General features: G+C 35.6%; 17 protein-coding genes, 2 pseudogenes and 1 other annotated feature. Of the genes and pseudogenes, 3 read left to right on the top strand and 16 right to left on the bottom strand.

Translation table 11 applies throughout. From position 1 onward, the window contains the following. Positions 1-3: 3 nt before the first annotated feature. Together coaBC and LB888_RS07440 are read right to left on the bottom strand one after the other, a co-directional pair. The gene (coaBC, locus tag LB888_RS07445; protein ID WP_318752451.1) at positions 4-1,206 is read right to left on the bottom strand and encodes a bifunctional phosphopantothenoylcysteine decarboxylase/phosphopantothenate--cysteine ligase CoaBC; all 1,203 of its coding nucleotides are present in this window, start codon (positions 1,204-1,206) and stop codon (positions 4-6) included. A 12-nt stretch (positions 1,207-1,218) separates the two neighbouring features. Further along, positions 1,219-2,581 (bottom strand): annotated as a pseudogene (locus LB888_RS07440) (TrkH family potassium uptake protein). 149 nt (positions 2,582-2,730) lie between these two features. On the opposite strand from LB888_RS07440, the gene LB888_RS07435 reads away from it, so the two are divergent. Next, positions 2,731-3,279 (top strand): isochorismatase family cysteine hydrolase, encoded by a 549-nt coding sequence (locus LB888_RS07435; RefSeq protein WP_318752450.1) that lies wholly within the window; start codon positions 2,731-2,733, stop codon positions 3,277-3,279. Between the two features lie 589 nt (positions 3,280-3,868). Here the strand turns inward: LB888_RS07435 and LB888_RS07430 are convergent. The 13 genes from LB888_RS07430 to LB888_RS07370 all read right to left on the bottom strand — a co-directional run bounded on the left by LB888_RS07430 (position 3,869) and on the right by LB888_RS07370 (position 15,845). Continuing rightward, positions 3,869-4,063: a CsbD family protein gene (locus tag LB888_RS07430; RefSeq protein ID WP_318752449.1), complete on the bottom strand. Its 195-nt coding sequence runs from the start codon at positions 4,061-4,063 to the stop codon at positions 3,869-3,871. A gap of 60 nt (positions 4,064-4,123) precedes the next feature. Next, positions 4,124-4,450, bottom strand: a complete 327-nt coding sequence (locus LB888_RS07425; RefSeq protein WP_318752448.1) for a hypothetical protein — start codon at positions 4,448-4,450, stop codon at positions 4,124-4,126. 14 nt (positions 4,451-4,464) lie between these two features. After that, a complete protein-coding gene (locus LB888_RS07420) occupies positions 4,465-5,310 on the bottom strand; it encodes an HAD family hydrolase (RefSeq protein WP_318752447.1) in 846 nt (281 codons plus the stop codon). An 18-nt stretch (positions 5,311-5,328) separates the two neighbouring features. Then, on the bottom strand, positions 5,329-6,246 hold the full coding sequence (locus LB888_RS07415; protein WP_318752446.1) for an aldo/keto reductase: 918 nt from the start codon (positions 6,244-6,246) through the stop codon (positions 5,329-5,331). A gap of 728 nt (positions 6,247-6,974) precedes the next feature. Then, positions 6,975-7,823, bottom strand: coding sequence for an S-adenosyl-l-methionine hydroxide adenosyltransferase family protein (locus LB888_RS07410; protein ID WP_318752445.1), 849 nt, complete (start codon positions 7,821-7,823; stop codon positions 6,975-6,977). After that, a complete protein-coding gene (locus LB888_RS07405; protein WP_318752444.1) occupies positions 7,823-8,662 on the bottom strand; it encodes an S-adenosyl-l-methionine hydroxide adenosyltransferase family protein in 840 nt (279 codons plus the stop codon). Before LB888_RS07405 ends, LB888_RS07410 begins: the two co-directional genes overlap by 1 nt. A 9-nt stretch (positions 8,663-8,671) precedes the next feature. After that, on the bottom strand, positions 8,672-9,514 hold the full coding sequence (locus tag LB888_RS07400) for an energy-coupling factor transporter transmembrane component T (RefSeq protein ID WP_318752443.1): 843 nt from the start codon (positions 9,512-9,514) through the stop codon (positions 8,672-8,674). Continuing rightward, complete coding sequence (locus LB888_RS07395) at positions 9,492-11,198, bottom strand: ABC transporter ATP-binding protein (RefSeq protein ID WP_318752442.1); 1,707 nt, start codon at positions 11,196-11,198, stop codon at positions 9,492-9,494. Before LB888_RS07395 ends, LB888_RS07400 begins: the two co-directional genes overlap by 23 nt. Further along, a complete protein-coding gene (locus LB888_RS07390) occupies positions 11,198-11,752 on the bottom strand; it encodes an ECF-type riboflavin transporter substrate-binding protein (protein WP_276648481.1) in 555 nt (184 codons plus the stop codon). The genes LB888_RS07395 and LB888_RS07390 overlap by 1 nt, the downstream gene beginning before the upstream one ends. A gap of 67 nt (positions 11,753-11,819) precedes the next feature. Continuing rightward, positions 11,820-12,033, bottom strand: a binding site (T-box leader). A 413-nt stretch (positions 12,034-12,446) separates the two neighbouring features. Beyond that, positions 12,447-13,262 (bottom strand): MetQ/NlpA family ABC transporter substrate-binding protein, encoded by an 816-nt coding sequence (locus LB888_RS07385; protein WP_318752441.1) that lies wholly within the window; start codon positions 13,260-13,262, stop codon positions 12,447-12,449. A 14-nt stretch (positions 13,263-13,276) separates the two neighbouring features. Continuing rightward, complete coding sequence (locus LB888_RS07380) at positions 13,277-13,957, bottom strand: methionine ABC transporter permease (RefSeq protein WP_318752440.1); 681 nt, start codon at positions 13,955-13,957, stop codon at positions 13,277-13,279. Beyond that, complete coding sequence (locus LB888_RS07375; protein ID WP_318752439.1) at positions 13,950-14,687, bottom strand: methionine ABC transporter ATP-binding protein; 738 nt, start codon at positions 14,685-14,687, stop codon at positions 13,950-13,952. Before LB888_RS07375 ends, LB888_RS07380 begins: the two co-directional genes overlap by 8 nt. Positions 14,688-15,101: 414 nt before the next feature. Continuing rightward, positions 15,102-15,845, bottom strand: coding sequence for an alpha/beta hydrolase (locus LB888_RS07370; RefSeq protein WP_318752438.1), 744 nt, complete (start codon positions 15,843-15,845; stop codon positions 15,102-15,104). 328 nt (positions 15,846-16,173) lie between these two features. Here LB888_RS07370 and LB888_RS07365 point away from each other — a divergent pair, with 328 nt between their 5' ends. Beyond that, the gene (locus tag LB888_RS07365) at positions 16,174-16,722 is read left to right on the top strand and encodes a transposase family protein (protein WP_318752437.1); all 549 of its coding nucleotides are present in this window, start codon (positions 16,174-16,176) and stop codon (positions 16,720-16,722) included. Beyond that, positions 16,722-17,456: pseudogene (locus LB888_RS07360) on the top strand (ISL3 family transposase). The gene LB888_RS07365 and the pseudogene LB888_RS07360 overlap by 1 nt, the downstream one beginning before the upstream one ends. A gap of 456 nt (positions 17,457-17,912) precedes the next feature. Here LB888_RS07360 and LB888_RS07355 read toward each other — a convergent pair. After that, a complete protein-coding gene (locus LB888_RS07355) occupies positions 17,913-19,148 on the bottom strand; it encodes a transposase (protein WP_318752436.1) in 1,236 nt (411 codons plus the stop codon). Positions 19,149-19,410: the final 262 nt, after the last annotated feature.

Here is a 19,410-nt window from a genome sequence, read left to right as displayed (position 1 = left end):
AATCTACCCCATTATTGCTTGCCAAATTTGGTAAGCTAATTCTTTTTTAGTTCCGTATTCTAAAGCTATCACACGGTTATCGTTACCAATTAATGTTACTTGATTATGATCTGAACTAAAGCCGGCATCTTTTCTAGAGACATCATTCGCCACAATCCAATCCGCTTTTTTACGTTCTAGTTTACCTTTGGCGAATTCTAGTACATTATGTGTTTCAGCTGCAAAGCCAACTACAATCTGTCCAGGCTGCTTATGCTGTCCTAAATAAGCCAAAATATCAGGGTTTTCAACTAGATCCAAGGTTAACCCTTCTTGATTGGCTTGTTTTTTAATCTTTTGGGACACTTGATTTTTAACCCGATAATCGCTCACTGCAGCGGTCATAATGGCAATGTCATTCTCCTTTAACGCTTGTTGCATTACTTCAAACAATGATTGAGCACTCTCAACGTATTGGATGTCAACGCCTGTTGGCACTGTTAAATTGCGAACGGTCGAAACGAGTGTTACCTTTGCGCCAAGATGTACGGCTGCTTCTGCCAATGCATACCCCATCTTACCGCTTGAATCATTCGTTATATAACGTACCGGATCAATGCGCTCACGCGTTCCTCCAGCAGAAATCACCACTTTCTTATCTTTTAAAAGTTGAGTTAATTCGTTTTGAGCAACTAATTTTTCTAATTCAGAGACGATAGCAGTTAATTCTGGTAAGCGACCGACTCCTTCATATCCTTCTGCTAAGAATCCTTTATCTGGAAACATCACTTGGTGACCATCTTGTTTTAATTGATTGATATTACGTTGGGTTGCTGGATTATAAAACATATTGGTATTCATCGCTGGCACTATTAGACGCGGACAATGCACTGCTAATAAAGTAGTTGAAACAATTTCGTCTGCTAAACCATGCGCCATTTTCGCTAAAACATTGGCTGTAGCTGGTGCTACCACAACATAATCACACCAATCAGCCATGTGGATATGTTGAACAATCGACGGATCTTTTTCATCAAAAGTATCAAGTAAAACTGGATTTTTAGTTAAAGTTTGCATCGTTAAAGGCGTAATAAACTCCGTTGCTGACTGGCTCATCACCACGCGTACTTTGGCACCCTTTTTGATTAATTGACGACTTAGTTCTGCCATCTTATAACTCGCGATGCCACCAGTAATAAACAATCCAATTTTCTTGTTTGTTAACATGCTAATCCCTTCCTATCCGATATAAATATCTGCATTTGCATAATGAATGTTGCGTTTTGGTTTAGACATTATACTTAATAAAATCGTTGCTGGCCCGACGCGACCAATAAACATTAAACACATGATAATAATACGTCCGAACGTATCTAATTCTGACGTTAAATTCATCGTGACTCCCACCGTTGCAAGCGCACTGGCTACTTCAAACAAAAGACTAAAAGGATCTAAATGTGTTTGTGTTGTAAGTAATAATGCCCAACCTAACATAAAGGCTGTAAAGAAAAAGTTAGGACGACAATCGTTTGTTTGATTACTTCATTGCGAATCGTACGACGTCTAAATTGAATCTCTCTTTGGCCATTTAATTCGGCTTTAAATAATAAAACTAAAATTGCGGCAGTGGTAATTTTAAAACCGCCAGCCGTACCACCAGGTGCGCCCCCAATCACCATTTGCATAATATAAAGCAGATTGGTAATCGGACGAGTTTGCGTATAATCCAAAGTAGAAAAACCAGCCGTTCTCATCGTTACTGTTTGAAAAAACTAATCAATAGTTGCTGTGGTAAACTATATTTAGCCAATGTATTCGTATTGCCATATTCCGTTAACCATGTTAGAAATGTCCCTAAGGTTAGTAAAATACCCGTTGATAAAAAAACTAAGCGTGCATGTGTACTTAATTTTTTAAAAGCGATGCGAAACACTTTTGTACTAGATTTAAAATATTCCTTAACGATATTGATGACTTCAAACCAAACAATAAAGCCAATACCACCGGTAATAATTAAACTCGCAATAGTTAAATTTAAAACAACATTGGTCACTTCTCCTTGTAAACTAATACTGCCTAAGTTATCAAAACCCGCATTGCAAAAAGCTGAAACCGCAATAAAAACTGAGTTAAAAATACCTTTAAACCAACCATAACGTGGCACAAATATAAACGTTAAAATAAAAGCGGCTATTGCCTCTAAAGAGAAAGTAAACAAATAGATAGATTTTAGTAATGGTTTTAATTCTAGATTGTGCTCATTACTAAAACTCGCCTGTAATGTATATTGTTCTTTTAACGTCAATTTTTTCTTCAAATACAAGGCACTCGCAGATAACATGGTAATCAGGCCCAAACCACCAATTTGCATCAGAATGATACAAATGATTTGCCCATAGGTATTATAGACATCACCGACAGTCAAAACCGTCAACCCCGTTACACAGACCATCGATACGGTGGTAAACAAATGATCTAAATAGACCGTTTGTACTCCTGACTGATGCATTATAGGTAATGATAATAAAATACTTCCTACAACTACCACTAATGCAAAACTCAAAGTTAATCTTTGAGGGGTGGTCAACTTCTCAATAAACATTCAATTTCCCTACTCTTTCTCATTCAAATAATATTGTTTTTGATAAGGTATATGATACAAGAAATAATATGAATTATCAAACTGGATCCTTGCCAATAAATTCGCTTTCAGTTATAGTTGAATTAAAAACATTAAGGAGTTAATCGACGATGAAAAAAGCTTTATTAAACATTGATTATACCTATGATTTTGTTGCTACCGAAGGAAAATTAACTTGTGGAGAACCTGGTCAAGTTCTCCATGATTATATTCTAAATCTAACAAAAGAATTTGTTGAGCAAGATGATTATGTTGTTTTCCCGATTGATTTACACTATGAAAATGATCCTTATCACCCAGAAACTCAATTATTCCCACCCCATAATATTGATGGAACAGAGGGGCGTTTATTATACGGCGATTTAGAAGCTTATTATCAATCTGTTAAGAATCGAGAAAACGTCTATTATATTGATAAAACACGCTATTCTGCTTTTGCAGGAACTGATTTAGAGTTACGCCTTCGTGAAAGAAACATTGAAGAAATCCATTTAGTGGGGGTTTGTACTGATATTTGCATCTTGCATACAGCAGTCGACGCTTATAATAAAGGTTTCAAAATTGTCATTCATGAACAAGGGGTCGCAAGCTTCAATCACGCAGGACATCAATGGGCCTTAGGCCATTTTAAGGATTCATTAGGCGCTACCATCGTTTAAGATGTTTAACTTTACTTTACGTTGAAAAAATTTTCCTCCAAAAAGAGCCTAGCTTGAAACTTTGATTGATAGGGATATTGGGCATGAAGTAGAAAATCGAATGAGTTTCGCTTCGTTTGTCCACTCCAGGACAGTTGAGTAGGTCTCAAACAAGTCGTTAAGACACAGTATGAGGCCATTCAACCACTGCGCTATAAAGCAATTTGATGGAAACAAACAGAACTTTTAAAGTTTTTCTCAATATTAAGCAAAAAACAAAAAATTGATTATTCTCCATTTCAATCGCTCCTGTGCGTTATAGAATAGCAATTATCAAAACATAAAATGTCCGTTAATACTACCACCTATTGTTCAATTTAATAAAAAAGACTGGAAAGAAATCACGGATATACTCCCCATAAAGTAGACTTACTATTGATAGTAGCTACTGAACGGGGTCATTCACATTGACTTTCTAACCAGTCTTATCTTTTATTTAATTATTTTTTGTCTAAGATGTTTTTGACTCCGTCTACAGCACCTTTAACAACATCCTTTACTTCTTCTGCAGCATGCGTTACGGATTCAACTGCTTCTGCCGCTTCATGTTTTAAGTCAGTAGAAGTAGCCTCCGCTTTAGCTTCAACGTCTTCTTTTTCGCTTCTGCTTTATCCATCGCATCATGGACTTTATTTTTTAAATTAGCTCCAGTTGCTTCAACTTTACCTTCAACTTCTGTTTTTTTGTCGCCTGTCACTCGTCCAAATAATTCTTTTGCTTTTCCTGCTAATTCTTCTAATGACATAAAAAACACTCCTTATATTATGATTAACTCTATTATAACGGATTTTAAATAAAAAACCTACTAATTAAAATAGTGTTCGATAAATTTATCCATCTGATCTTTATCACGGGCTTTTTGTGCAGCCGAAATATTCGTTGGATTAAGGTATATACGCAAAGCCTCTTGTGACGTTTCCGTAAAAGCTACAATCGCCTCACCTTCATCTTGGTCTGTCATGCGTTTAACTTCCGGATATTGTTTAGACAGTTCTTCAATCAAATCTTCTGCTACTGCCTCTCTTAAAACACGATACATTTCCGCTTGCGGAGCCGGTATCATATAGGCATCTACCTTCACAAAATCCTCGGCATCCTTATTCTTTTGTTTTTTTACTTTTTTATTCGCCATTAATTTATTTCCACCTAACGATTCATTTCATATTGATCCATAAATTGAGCATCGGGTTCATTGACTAATCGCTCCAAAATATCGATAACTGCTTGTTCTTCATTCGATCCGATTTTATATTGACAGTGTAAAGCTAAGTCAGTATCTGCATTACTCATAGCGACGCTATATTTGACTTCCTTCATCATTGATTCATCATTTAAACTATCACCAAAAGCCATCACTTCTTCCGGTTTAAGTTGGTAACGTTCTTTGAAAAATTGGATAGCACTTCCTTTGCCACCTTCGTAATGATAAGCATCAACCCAATCATCACCGCTCGTTACCACTGATAAATCTGCAAATTGATCACTTAACTCTTTCGCAATGACTTTATTGCGAGCTAATGAACGTGGACTAAAAATAGCAATTTTAGTTGCCACTTGTTCTTCAGGAATTTCTGAAAAATCTTGAACAATTTTATATTCATTGTTATATTTCAATATTTTTTCAAAACCGATTCCCTCTGAGACATTCATATAAGAAACCTCGCCAGTACTGATACAAATAAAGAAGTTATCTTTTCCTTCAAAGTAATCACAGAGCTTTAAAAATGTTTGACGTTCGATGCCGATTACTTGCTCAACTTCATGGTCACACATTATAAAGTTGCCATTATCACCCGCTAAATGAAGCTTTTCTAAAACGGATGCAGAGAAAAACTCCACAATCTTATGATAAGAATTGCCGGTGGCGATACAAACCATCACGCCTTGTTGGGTTAATTGTTCCACTACCGCTTCAAATCGTTCGACATTATAAGTCTTATCAGCTCTCAATAATGTTTGATCCAAATCAATTGCTACTAATTTAATCGACATTCATAATCCTACTTTCTTCTATGGTAATTCATTGCCAGCACTCAAATAAATATCATACCATTCTGGTCTAGATAACGCTACTTCGGTTCCGGCCGCCATCTTCGTAATTCTATCAGGGTTCATTGAACCAACAATCGGTTGCATATTAGCTGGATGACGTAAAATCCAGGCCATGACCATTGCTTCAAATGAAACCTCTTTTTGCTCTGCATACATTCCTAAAGTGGTCGTTAATTTTTGATATTTTGGATGTTTCATAAATAATCCTTGCCCCAAGTCCACTTGGAATGGTGACCACGGTTGAATTGTCATTTGTTGTAAACGACTGAATTCCAATAAGCCTCCTGTATGATTAACTGATGGTTCATTTAGCATATTGACATTGAGTCCTTCATCGATCAGCGGTGTATGGGCCGGCCCAAATTGTAATTGATTCACATCGAGCGCTTGATCGACATAATGTTGTAATAATTCAATTTGTGCACGATTTTGATTACTTACACCAAAATAACGGACCTTACCACTTTCATATAGATGATTAAACGCTTCAGCTACTTCTAATGGTTCCACTAATGTATCAGGACGATGTAATAATAAAAAGTCCAAATAATCAGTATCAAGACGTTTTAAAATGCCCTCGACTGATTCTAAAATATGTTCTTTCGAGAAGTCAAAGTACCCTTTACGAATCCCCACTTTTGATTGTAAGATAATATCCTCACGTTTAATGCCGGCAGCTTTTAATCCTGCAGCAAATACTTCTTCCGATTGTCCGCCACCATAAATATCAGCATGGTCAAAGAAATTGATTCCAACTTCATAAGCTGCCTTAATGACTGCGGCCGCTTCTTGTGTCGATAAACTTGCCATACGCATACATCCATGAGCTAATTGACTTGCCTCTAATGATGATGAGCCGATTTTAATCTTTTTCATAAACTTGTCTCCTCAATTAATCTGATAATATTAGTTTAACACATCATTTTTTAAATATCCTTAAATTAGCGTGAAAATCATGTCAAAAAATTAGGTGAACTGATACAGAAATATGAGGCTGGGCATAAACTTTAATAATTCACATTGGTTCCATTTTTTAGAGTGCAGTGGTGATTGGACTAAACCTGCGTCTTAATGGAGTAAGGCATCAATTTGATAAATTCAGTCGTGTTATTGCAACGAAGACTTCGTTTTTCTACTTCTTGCCCACTCTTTACTTCTCGCCACTCCCTAAACATTAAACTAAAGAATGGCCTATCCCCTGTGTCAAACAAGAAATAAGCCATTTAATTGAAAGTTCGGATTGATGGTGGCAGTACAGCCTCACGCTTTCTATTACCATAACTATTTTTAACAGTATGAAAGCAATTGTACACTTTTCAATACGTCAGATACCTTACTAGTTAATGTTATAAAATCCCCTAATTAACAATACTGTATCATTTATTGATGAGGTGGCCCATCAACTTAATTAATCCCTTCATCATAAGCAAAGTGATTGACTGCTATCAAACCGTGTTTAAAGATTCATATAGTACCTACTCCACTGTCTTGAGATGGACGTAAAAAACGAGGAACAGTTTTTTTAATGTTTGCCCTCCAACAACTTTTTAGTGGATTAGCAAACATAGCGGAAATTTATTCTTCTGCTCCTTGTCCACCAACAACTATATTTTTTCAAGAATGATTTTCCAATTGAAGCCATAGCCAATATTAAAGGCTTTAGAAAAACTATTTTGATTTAAGGCCACCCCAACATTTTGTAAAGAGTTCGCATAAAGAATGGCTTGATTTAAATTAACATCTTGGAAAGATTGTCCTACTGGCAATTCATTTTCATACATTAATTGCTCCTCTTTAAAAATCCGAATACGCACTTTAGCTTGAGAGGCATCCCATTGGTCAAAGGTATCGTAAGGGATATTGGTCCATAATGAGCCATATCGTTCATCATGGATAGCAACATGACCCTCTATCGAATTCTCTTTAATAGTTGGTTCTGGAATATCAATTAATTTTAAATCATCAATCGCTAATTCAGGCCCTACATTTTCTAAACTAATCTTCCCACTCGATAATCGCGCTGCAGTATATGCGTATAAATCTCGTCCATAAAAAGTATACGATTTATTGGTGCTTGGCAATAAGTTTTGCTGTTTATCAATTTCAAAAATGCGTTTAATACCTACATAGCGCTTCAAGTGAGAAACAGTCCCATTATCAGGTGTTACGACAAATTGACCCGTATTCAATTCTACAACTAATGATTTTTGGGAGAACCCTACCCCTGGATCGACAATCGAAACAAAAATAGTTCCTGCTGGCCAATAACTATAGGTTTGATATAAACGATATGATCCAAGATAAATATCATACGGTGGAATATCATGAGTTAAATGATGCATCCTTAATGTATCATCTACCGATACTACAACGCCAGTCATCGCTGCAACGGCACCATCTGCTACCCCAAAGTCACTTTGAAATACTAAATGTTTATTAAATACCGGATTCATTATTCACCTCTAAAAATTATTTTAACATGTGGTCCATATTCAATCGCATATTGATTAATTAAACTGCCTTGATTGACCGCAATGGCAGCATTCCCATATTCATTTTGATAAATCGTTATCTGGCCTTTAGCTACTTCACCAAAAGTTAGATTTAAAGGAATACTTTCATTAAAAATAGTCTCTTGCTCTTGATTGATAACAGAGACTTGAACCTGTTTGCCTTGCCACTGCTCCAACCAACTAATGGGTACATTACTCCATAAATTACCAAAATTCGGATCAATAATTTCCGCTACGCCTTCAATAGCATCGTCTAATTGTTTCGGTTCAAGCAAATCGAAGGTCACAATCTCCTCAACGGGATATTCGTTACCAAAGTCTTCAAATGCTACTTGACCGCTCGCTAATTTGGCGGCACAATATCCAAAAACATCACGCCCATGGAAGACTGAGATATTTTCAGTGCCGTATCCTTTTAAACGATGACGATCAATATCAATTTCAACTATTTTTTCAATACCATATTTGGCTTTAACATGCGTTAAAGTGCCATTGTCAGGGGTTACCACATAGTAACCATTTTTCGTTTTAGCAATCGAGGCACGGCGTGGTGTGCCTACTCCCGGGTCACAAACCGATACGAAGATCGTCCCTTTAGGCCAAAAAATAAACGGTTGAAACAAGCGATAAGACGCACTCCAAATATCATAATTCGGAATTTCATGGGTACTATCAAAAATCTCTAACTCGCGATCGACACTTTTCACCACCCCATACATAGAACTCACAGCGCCTTCTTTATAAGTAAAATCTGTTTGAAATACTAAAATTGGTTTCATATAATCTCCTTACCATACCCATACTGCCGGTACTTTGCCCATCACTAATGCTATTAAATAAACAACAAACACTACTAATTGAAAAAGTGCAAAGGTTGTGACCCAAGTATCTTTTGTCGTTGGATCAATGTCTGAATAATAACTACGTTTTTTACCATGTCCATACCCTCTTAAATCCATTGCACTGGCTATAATTTCGACTCGTTCAAAGGAGACTAATAGTAGCGGCAATAAAATCTGGACATTGGACTTAATTCGATGCATTAAGTTGGCTTTTTTTGCATCAAGTTCTAGCCCTCTCATTTGCATTGACTCTTTAATAGCTACGAAATCTCGATAGACGTCTGGTAAATATCGCAAACCTAACGAAATCATAGTGCAAATCTTATAGGGAACGCCAATTCCATTAAGTCCAGCTGCTAATTGCGAAGGGGTAATAATGGCGATAAACCACAAACTAATAAAGAGTGTGCCAAAAATTTTCATCAAACGCGCCAATATATAAATAATTGTCTCATAAGTAATCACAAAATAATCATTGAATTTAAATAGAACCGTCGTCCGTCTTGCCAAATCGGTTCCAATAACGGGATTAACCAAATAATACAACAGGATATTAATCAAGTTCATCACAATCACAAACTGAATGATCCCCTTTAATCCCGGCGTATGTTCATAAACACTAATAAAAATCACTAAATGAATTAAGAAAAAAGGCATAATAAAACGAATATCAAACGACACCATCATCGTTAAAATTGATGTCAAAAATAAAATGACTTTTGTACGTCCTGTCAATTGGTCAAAAAAACGATCGCCAATATGATATTTAATCAAGAATTGTTGATTCATATGCCGTCACCTCGTTTTCTTTTTCAATGAACGTTCTTACAAATGCTTCTACGGGTTGATTCAATCTTCTAGCAAAATCAAAAATAGAGGTTTTTCTTAAAGAGGCACGCTCTAATAAAGACTCATTATCTAACACCTCAAAGGTCGGTGCATCCGCAATAATTCGTCCCTTTTCCAATACTAATGCACGATCCGTATGCTCTAAAGCCAAATGCATATCATGAGTAATAAACAAAATGGTAATCTGATACTCTCGATTTAAAGTCTCAACGAAAGACATCATTTCACGATAATGCGCATAATCTTGACCTGCTGTTGGTTCATCTAAAATAATACAATCTGGTTGCAATACTAAAATAACGGCGACTGATAGTCGTTTCTTTTGCCCATAACTTAAAGCTGAAATTGGCCAATTACGCATTCGGTACAGCCCTGTAAGTTTTAAAATTTCAGTTGTTCTTTTTTCAATCTCTGTCTTTGAAACATTGCGATAATTTAATCCTAAAGAAACTTCTTCCAATAAAGTTGATGCTACTAACATCTGGTTGGGATTTTGCATCACATAGCCAATCTTTTCAGCAATTTCCTTAATGGTCAATGGATTCCCTACACGCTGTATCGTTCCTTGTTGAGGCTTCACAATTCCGGTTAATAAACGGGCTAAAGTTGTTTTACCCGAACCATTTTCTCCCAAAATCGCCACCTTTTCCCCTTTATAAAATGACAGTTTAGGAATCTTAATAAAAGGATCCTCAGTGTAACTAAAGGCTAAATTGTCGAGTGAAATAATAACTTCTTCTGAAACTTGATTAATATATGCTCTTTTCGTAAGAGTAATTTCTTGTTCCTTGAACGGCGCAATCTCAATCGTCTCTTGATTCGTTAAAGCTTTTGTTTGCGTAAAGCCACCATATAAACGTCGTAAAGCACTTATATATAAAGGCTCACGAATACCATAATGTTCTAATATTCCGCTAGCTAGCAATTGATCGGGTGTTTGAATGGTTACAATCTCGCCACGATTCATCAGCACGATGCGATCAATGGGACGATGCAATACTTCCTCAAGACGATGTTCAATTAAGACGATTGTTTTGTTATCAACTTGATTGAACTCATCAATAATCTCAATCATCGTTTGTCCCATTTGCGGATCTAAAGCCGCTAGAGGCTCATCTAATAATAAGATGTCGATATCTTCATGCAATACACCTGCAACCGAAACCCGTTGCTTTTGTCCACCAGATAATGCATAGGGTAATTGATCTAATTGATTGCCTACACCCAATTTATCAGCTGCTTTTTGGACCATTGTTTTCATTTGCGAACGTTCAATAGCCTGATTTTCTAAAGAAAAAGCAATATCTTCACCTACATTCAATCCAACAAATTGTGCATCGGAGTCTTGTAAAACCGCCCCAACATCCTTGGCTAAATCATAGATAGATGTTTGCTTGATCGAACGTCCATTTACTAAGCATTCTCCGGTTATTTTTCCTGGAAAACGATTCGGGATTAGACCATTAATACATTGGCCTAGTGTTGATTTTCCACTACCACTCGGACCCAGTATTAAGACTTTTTCACCAGGATAAATTTCTAAATTAATATTTTTTAATGTTGGGTTTTGTTGACTCTTATATTGGAATGTAAAATCTTTAAATTGAATAAGCGGTGTAACCATTAGTCTTCTTCCACTAAGTCCATTTGATTTTTATAGCGATTAGCCAATAAGAATAAGACCGGGATACCTACTAAAATAATAATCGATGCATTTGAAATCACTGCTGCCTGTGCCTGAAGAACGGTAATTTCTAATTCTCCACCGTAAAACAATTGGGTAAAGAGAGGCGTAATTAATCCAAAAGCAACAGCATTACCAACAATGGCAATAACCGCCAAAATAACGGCCTGTTTAATATTAAAAATACCTTCGCGAATTTTTACACCATACAATGGTAAAGTCCCAACTAGTAAACCTAAAATAAAATTACCAATAGACCAATCAAACCAATAACCCCATCCTCCGAGTAAATCGGCAAATATATTGCCAATAAATGCGACTAAAGCTGCTGGAAGTGGTCCGTAAAGCCCACCCACTATCACCGGAATTAAATAAGCAGGTGATAATTTAGTATTAGTGAAAACTGGAATCCCACCATAAACCATTAATACCGCAAACAAAGCTGCTCCAATCGCAATTGCGACAATCTGTTGTGTACCATAACTTTTTTTCATGTCTATTCCTCCTATTTTTTATAATCAACTAACAAAAAAAGCACGTCGAACTACTATCTATACAAATAGTAGGGACGACGTGTCGTGATACCACCCTTGTTCGTATTACTCTCACAAATAATACCTCATTGGTTATTAACCATACTTAACGCGTATTAACGGAAATAAAGCATGACTACCTTATTTCAACTCCGAGTTCATCTATAATGATGATTGCTTCTTTTCAGCTACCGAAGCTCTCTGTTGGTGGCCATCATTACTCTTCTCTTCAATGTTAATTGATTATTCAATTTATTTAGACAAGCTCAGTGTATCAAAGCCTTTTTATATAGTCAATAGTAGTTTCTGAAATATTAACACACTCTTTCAAATGGTTCGGGTTTTATTTGCTTTAAACTGATCAATAAAGAAGCCGTCCACTAGCCAGTAATCATAAGAATTTTTATGTTCTCATTGGTGAACAAAATTCGCTGACAACATCTTACATTAATCCTATATTTTATAAAAAGACAAAAACAATTACCAAACAAAAAAGAGCAAGACAATATAGCAGTCATTTGTGCTATACCGTCTTTGCTCTCGTTAAATTGTTTAAGTTACCTATCAATGAACTTACTTGAATATTTGCTGTTTTTTTAGTAAATTCAGCATTCATAAGCAAGTGTTATTGTATCTAAAATTTTACTGACAATGCTTATTCTGCTACTTCAAAAGCTGGAATTAAATGTCCTTCTTTAGATAATTCGTCAACAAAATCATAAACTTCTTGTGAAGTAAAAGCTTTAACTAATGCTTTAGTTGCATCAGAGTCTTTGGCTTCTTCACGGACAACCACTTGTAAAGCAAAGGTATTCTCTGGATCTTTTTCTAACATTAAAGCATCACTTGTTTTTAATCCAATTTTCGCAATATATGTTGGATAGTTGAAAACTAAATCTACTCCATCCTCGTAAGCTGCAGTTAAGTTTAATAAATCAATTTCAGTAAATGTTAGATTCTTTGGATTTTCTTCAATGTCATCAAGCGTTGCGGTATAATCAGTTCCTTCTTTTAGTTTGATAACGTCATAAGAATCTAAAATTAATAATGCACGTGCCATATTGGTTGCATCAGAAGGAATCGCAACTTCTGCTCCATCTTCAATGTCTTCAATCGATTGATACTCTGGCGCATAAAAACCTACAACTGGATTGTAAATGGTTTGGACCGCTACTAAATCACCATCATTAGCCTCATTATACATTTCCATAAAAGGGGCATGTTGCGCAAAGTTAGCATCCACTTCATCATGGAATAAAGCTTCATTGTATTGGATATTGTCTGACACTTCGACTAATTCAATTTTGTAAGGTGATTCAATAACTTCCCCTGCAATTTCGACAATATCAGTCATCGGTGGTAAGTGAGAAGCAACTTTAATAACCACTTCATCCTCAGCATTTACCGCTGGTAAATTAAATAAACTTAACGCACCCATTGTTGCTAAAAATAATTTGAACTGTTTTTTCATTTTTTATCCCCCTCTTAATTTGTACGCTTATCAAAATGCTTGGCTAATTTAAAACCAGCCCATTGAATTATTTGCACTAATAAAATCATGACTACAATCGCAATATACATAATATCAGTCTCATATCGTTGATAGCCATAACGAATCGCAAAATCTCCAATTCCACCACCACCAACCACTCCCATAATGGTTGAATACGAAAGAAAACTTACAAAAGCTGTCGTAAACCCAATCACTAGAGAACTCTTGGTTTCTGGTATTAAAAAATATCTTACTAATTGAAATGTCGTTGCTCCCATTGACTGAGCAGTCTCAATAATCTCTGGACCTAACTCCAATAATGATTGCTCGACAAAACGAGCATATAAGGCAACTGCAATTAACATTAATGGAAACGAAGCTGCAATGGGATCACCTGTTGCGCGTCCATACACTTTTCTAACAATCGGTTGTAAAGCGACAACAAGTAACAGAAATGGAAACGAACGGACAATATTAACAAAAGCGTTTAATATATTATTGATTAATTGATTTTCAAGTGGTTTACGTTTGGCAGTTAAATAAAGATAAATCCCCAAAGGTAAGCCTAAGACGATGGCGGCAGCACAAGCTAACAACATCATCGTTCCCGTCTCAAATAACGACTCAATAAGTTTGGGTAAATATTTCGTCATTCTCCTTAAAAATTCATCCATCTGCTAACACCTCTTTAACATATTGTAAATAGTTGGAATGAGGTGAAACTTCATTGTTCGGTTGATTTTCAATAATTTCTATCAATCGTCCCTTTTCCATGATACCAATACGTTGACAAATCGACTTCATGATGGATAATTGATGCGTCACTAAGACCATCGTAATGGCATATAGTTGATTAATCTCTTTTAAAATACGCACAATTTCCTGAGCCGTCATTTCATCCAATGCACTGGTAGGTTCATCAAGTAATAATATTTTAGGATTAATGATTAAGGCTCTAGCAATTCCTACTCGTTGCTTTTGTCCACCTGACAATTGACTTGGATAATGATGTTTTTTATCACTCAGCCCCACCGCTTCCAACACTTGATCGATGGTCAAAGGGTTGTCAAAAGTGTGAAGTTTTAACGGTAATAGAATATTTTCTTCTACTGTTAAATTATCCAGCAAATTGAATTGTTGAAAAACCATGGCGATATCTTTACGCGCCTTACGCAGTGAGGCCTCTGATAGCTGATTAATCCGATTACCATCGACCATCACTTGCCCTTCATCCGGTTGTAATAATCCATTAATAAATCGAAGCACAGTTGATTTACCTGCACCACTTTGCCCGATTAAACCAAAAATTTCGGATTGATTAATCGTTAAATTTAAATCAGACACCGCTGTAAGGGTCGTGTGGTTCGTATTAAAACGTTTCGTAACACCCTCTAATTGAATCAATTAATCACCCTATTTCTTTATTTTGAATTAGCTAACTCATTTGTTATTATAGCCCATTTATAACTAAAATACAAACCAAAAATATAACAGATTATAGTAATAATAAAACAGCATGATTTGTGAATCAATTCTTAAAATAAAACGTTTATCTAACTGACACATAGCAATTATGGTTACACTAAAATTCGTGAATTCAAAATAGTTTATAAACAGAACGTGGTCATCATTGATACAAATAACACAAAAGGTTAACCAGTAGCCACTGTTAATTATTTCGCCTTAATCCGCAGTGTTGATTCTCGCTCAAAATAACCTGTCGCTTGCTACAAAAGATAACTTCGCAGACACAACCTACAACATCCAATTGCGTAAACTCTTATTTAATGCACCCTTTAAATTGATTGTTTTTAACAATTATTCAGCTACTAATTGTTGAATTACCGGCTCAATCACATGATTCCAATAATCCCAATTATGATCGCCTTCTGCTTCATAAAAGTTAACTGTTGAACATTTTCGCTCTAACCAGAGGTAAAAATTTTTGTTATCTTGATAAAAATCGTCTTCTCTACCACAATATAATTCTATTTTAGGCCATTGTTTAACACGCTTTGCCAAAACGCACAAATCTAACTCTTGTTCAATTTCACTAGGTGTTTTACGAATAAAAATATTTTTGATCGTTGGTGGCAGTTGGTTATAATCTTGATAATCAAGACCGTCCATCCCTTTCGCAATAATACGACTCGACATGGCTGTAATTTTACTAAAGTTATGTGAGTATAAAAATCCTAATCGTAAAGCCCCATAACCTCCCATCGATAAACCAGCAATCCAAGTATCTTCTCGTTTATCGGAGAGATTAAATAATTGCCTAGTTTCAGCAACTAGGTCTTCAGCTACCATCTTACCGTATGATTCTGCATCACTAAAATCAACATAAAAACTATTTTCACCATTGGGAAAAATGATTGCGATATGATATTTTTCTGCTAACTCAAGCACTCGCGTGCGCTTAATCCAATCATCATGACTCCCACTCCAACCATGAAGAAGATATAATGTTCGCAATGGCTGCTGAGTAGTTGGAATCATCGCATTGTAATAAACCTGTCTATTTAAGTTTTTAGAAAAGAAACTCGCTTGAACTAACGTCATAAAATAACCCCTTTCAAAAGTTGTAATTCTGTTCCACTCTATTGTATAAAATCTCTCGTTAAATAGATACAAAAAGAGTCGACCTAGGGGATCGACTCTGGTAGTTTGCTACAACTTGTTATCACTAACGCTTGGATTAACTTTTTCAATTTCGATAGAATTCTGAATATTTGAGAATAACAACTTCTCCATGGGATTGGGGTCTCAACAACTTCTAGTGGGGAGTAAAATTCCCCACCAAATGTTGTGGTTTGAATAGACTATGGTTAAATAACCTCCTAAACTGATAATGATCGAATGTTCGTATTATCAGTAGGAGGTTATTATTATGGAAAAAATCGATGATATTAAATATATTCTGTCGCAACTACTAAATTTATCTTTACAAGATATTGGTGAAGTCGTCGCGATAGATAAAACAACCCTTTCATGTTCATTGGATAGTAAGATTCAAAAGTGTCCTTATTGTTGTTCCTCCCATCTTCACAGTAAGGGGTACTATAAAAAGAAGTATCGTTTACCTTTTAATCATAGTAACATCAAGATCGTTCTGCTTAAGATTAAACGTTTTAAGTGTCAAGAATGTCACGATTCTTTCTCGAATAGTATCGGGCTTACGCCTCGAAATTTCGCTATTCCGTATTCAACAATCGACAGTATTATGGAAAATCTGAAGAAGCCAAACGAAACGTTTAAATCGCCTGCCGAACATTTTTCTGTCTCAGAAACAACTGTAAAACGGTACTTTGATATATATTATCATCCGGATAAATTCAATTTACCTTCAGTTTTATGTTTTGACGAAGTCTATATTCCCAGCTTAAATATTAGCTCTAATTATTTGACTGTCCTATATGATTTTGAAAAAAACGATTAATTGAAGTCATCTCTTCTAGAAAGAAAGCGGATCTTCATCGTTATTTTTATTATTTAAATGAGAAAGGAAAAGAAAAAGTCCAATATGTCTGTATCGATATGTATCGTACATACTACGATATTCCACGAATACATTTTAAAAAAGCTATCATCTGCATTGACTCATTCCATCTCATCAAAAACTTAAATGATAGCTTAGACAAAATCAGAGTACTGGTTATGAACCAATACCATTCCGATTCTATTGAATATTATCTACTAAAAAACTGGAAATTTCTACTCTTTGATCGAAAAAGTAATTTTCATAATAAGCCCCAATACAACCGTAAATTAAAACGCTATATCAATAAGGCTCAGTAATTCGAACTGATACTTCAAATTCATCCTGATTTAGAAAAAGCTTATCGTTTAGTAGATGAATACATTCTTTTTAATTCTTACGATGACTTACCTGAAAGAAAGTTACTCGAAATTGATTATTATATCAATAATTTTCTTAAATCAGGCATTCCTGAATTAGTGCAATTTGGTAAATTACTAACAAGGTGGAAAATAGAAATTTGTAACTCATTAACTAGAATAGACGGCATACGAATGTCAAATGCTTTTACAGAAGCATCTAATGGAACGATAAAGGATATGATTCGAAACGCTAAAGGAATGCATTCCTTCGAACGTTGTCGAAACAGAATGATGTATGTTATTAATAAAGATAACTGGATATTAAGAGACTAATTTAACAATAAAATGTAAATCGATTACGAACATTCGAAAAAGAAATACAGGTTGAAATTCGTATTATCACAACGAATTTCAACCTGTATTTTTATCATTTCTCCCCACTAAATATTTAGTGGGTCCCCACAATAAATAGCCTATTTCTTGTGGGTCCACACAAAAAGTTGTAGAGCCAATATTTGTTAGGAGTTTGGCATTAAATTTCGCTAAAATAACGAAGCCAATTAAAACAAAAATAGAAAGCGAAATATAGAACCCTAAATAAGTCGTTACTGAAAGAAATAAGCATAAAACATTAATCAACTACTCTCTGTTAAAACAGAGAGTTTGTCCTAAACATGGTGGTTGTACAAACGATGTCATATCTCCAACCGTTTAAAGACACTAAGGGATGGTTGACTGGCACCCCATCAATAAGCGGTCTGTAGACACTTACTGAATATTGTTTTATGTTTAATAATTTTGTATTGGCACAACTTTTTCAAACCGTGGTTTTTTCTCACTCGACAGATATCGGTGACCCAATTCTTTAATATTGATTGCTGCCACACGGTCATCATTTGATTGATACCCACAATTCCGACAAGTAAACAAGTGCTTATCTTGTTGTCTATTAGCTTTATCAATTGATTCGCATTTTGGACAACGTTGGGACGTAAATTGTGCGGATACTTTTAAAACTTGCGAACCACTTTCTAAAGCTTTATACATTAACTTTTCTTCAAAATCGAAGAATCGCCAAGAATGGTGTTCATACCGTGCATCTTGCTTACGGTGGTGAGTCGTGTTAAAAGTAACGTTCGTAAGATCTTCCACCACAAATAAGGTATTGGCCCCGTATCGGTCAACGAGTGTCTTTGATAATTGATGGTTCACATCATTCATCCAGCGGTTCTCTCGTCTTTCAATTGTTTTAAGGCGTCTACGACTTGATTTGGTGTTCTTCGCTTGTAAGGACTGGCGCAATTTCATAAAATGCCGTCTTTTCTTCCTCAAGCTTTTACCCGAATAGAAGGTAGTATGAGCTGTATCATCCGCAATCGTTAGTATCTGTCTTAAACCACGGTCAATGCCTACAATCCGTTGAATATTAGCTTCATCTGGGGTGTCTATCTCTTTACTTGCGGACACGTGTAAGAACCACTTACCCTTACGACAGAGTAATTCAGCTTGACCAAACTTGTAAGCATTCTGGCTAAATTGTTGAAGATAAGCGATATGTTGCTTATCACAAGACACTTTAATTCGCCCTTGATTAGTCGTCAGTGAATAGGTGTCGTCTTGATGATAAGCGTAGTTACGATTACGTACGAACACAGCGACTGGTCGCTTAAACCCTAGTGGTTTCGTTAAATGGTAAAGGTCTTTATATAGCGTATGATAGTTACCTGTATGGATATCTTTATAACGCTTAGGTCTTTGTTTAAACTGTGTTTTTACGGTCTTATATCTCGCGATTACCGTACGCATCACGGACTGGGCCATTTGCGATTGCAGTCCAAAATCCTGACGTAACTGATGATACAAGGCGTTATGCAAAGTCGTTTGACCTAATTCAAAGTCATGGTCAAAGATATATGTCGAAACAAAATTACAAGCGTTTAAAAACTGTTGTTGGGTTTCTTCGAATTTTTCAATATCACTAGTACTTGGGTATAATTGCACTTTAATCGTTTTCGTTAACAGCATCTTGTCACCTCTTTCCTCTTAAATACATTATACTATCAATTTAGTAAAAACATAAACGATAACCTAGTAAAATCAACAAAAAGAGCTGTCTTTTGCTAATTCCTCCTAGGTATCAATACCGAGGTTTCCTTAGCTGACAGCTTGTAAATAAAAAGTAGAAATACTACTTTCAAAGGAAAATTTGTCATCAAAAAAAGAGAGACGCTCAATAAATCCTTATTCTCAAGTTGTAACTTTCCATTGGTTAATGGCATTAAAAGGA

Source organism: Globicatella sp. PHS-GS-PNBC-21-1553 (assembly GCF_033564055.1).
Lineage (GTDB): Bacteria > Bacillota > Bacilli > Lactobacillales > Aerococcaceae > Globicatella > Globicatella sulfidifaciens.
This window is presented reverse-complemented; position numbering and strand designations above follow the sequence as displayed.

What these genes read in the sequence shown, in the direction of transcription:
- coaBC (WP_318752451.1), bottom strand. Translation starts at nt 1,206, where the DNA reads ATGTTAACAAACAAGAAAATTGGATTGTTTATTACTGGTGGCATCGCG.
- LB888_RS07435 (WP_318752450.1), top strand. Translation starts at nt 2,731, where the DNA reads ATGAAAAAAGCTTTATTAAACATTGATTATACCTATGATTTTGTTGCT.
- LB888_RS07430 (WP_318752449.1), bottom strand. Translation starts at nt 4,063, where the DNA reads ATGTCATTAGAAGAATTAGCAGGAAAAGCAAAAGAATTATTTGGACGA.
- LB888_RS07425 (WP_318752448.1), bottom strand. Translation starts at nt 4,450, where the DNA reads ATGGCGAATAAAAAAGTAAAAAAACAAAAGAATAAGGATGCCGAGGAT.
- LB888_RS07420 (WP_318752447.1), bottom strand. Translation starts at nt 5,310, where the DNA reads ATGTCGATTAAATTAGTAGCAATTGATTTGGATCAAACATTATTGAGA.
- LB888_RS07415 (WP_318752446.1), bottom strand. Translation starts at nt 6,246, where the DNA reads ATGAAAAAGATTAAAATCGGCTCATCATCATTAGAGGCAAGTCAATTA.
- LB888_RS07410 (WP_318752445.1), bottom strand. Translation starts at nt 7,823, where the DNA reads ATGAATCCGGTATTTAATAAACATTTAGTATTTCAAAGTGACTTTGGG.
- LB888_RS07405 (WP_318752444.1), bottom strand. Translation starts at nt 8,662, where the DNA reads ATGAAACCAATTTTAGTATTTCAAACAGATTTTACTTATAAAGAAGGC.
- LB888_RS07400 (WP_318752443.1), bottom strand. Translation starts at nt 9,514, where the DNA reads ATGAATCAACAATTCTTGATTAAATATCATATTGGCGATCGTTTTTTT.
- LB888_RS07395 (WP_318752442.1), bottom strand. Translation starts at nt 11,198, where the DNA reads ATGGTTACACCGCTTATTCAATTTAAAGATTTTACATTCCAATATAAG.
- LB888_RS07390 (WP_276648481.1), bottom strand. Translation starts at nt 11,752, where the DNA reads ATGAAAAAAAGTTATGGTACACAACAGATTGTCGCAATTGCGATTGGA.
- LB888_RS07385 (WP_318752441.1), bottom strand. Translation starts at nt 13,262, where the DNA reads ATGAAAAAACAGTTCAAATTATTTTTAGCAACAATGGGTGCGTTAAGT.
- LB888_RS07380 (WP_318752440.1), bottom strand. Translation starts at nt 13,957, where the DNA reads ATGGATGAATTTTTAAGGAGAATGACGAAATATTTACCCAAACTTATT.
- LB888_RS07370 (WP_318752438.1), bottom strand. Translation starts at nt 15,845, where the DNA reads ATGACGTTAGTTCAAGCGAGTTTCTTTTCTAAAAACTTAAATAGACAG.
- LB888_RS07365 (WP_318752437.1), top strand. Translation starts at nt 16,174, where the DNA reads ATGGAAAAAATCGATGATATTAAATATATTCTGTCGCAACTACTAAAT.
- LB888_RS07355 (WP_318752436.1), bottom strand. Translation starts at nt 19,148, where the DNA reads ATGCTGTTAACGAAAACGATTAAAGTGCAATTATACCCAAGTACTAGT.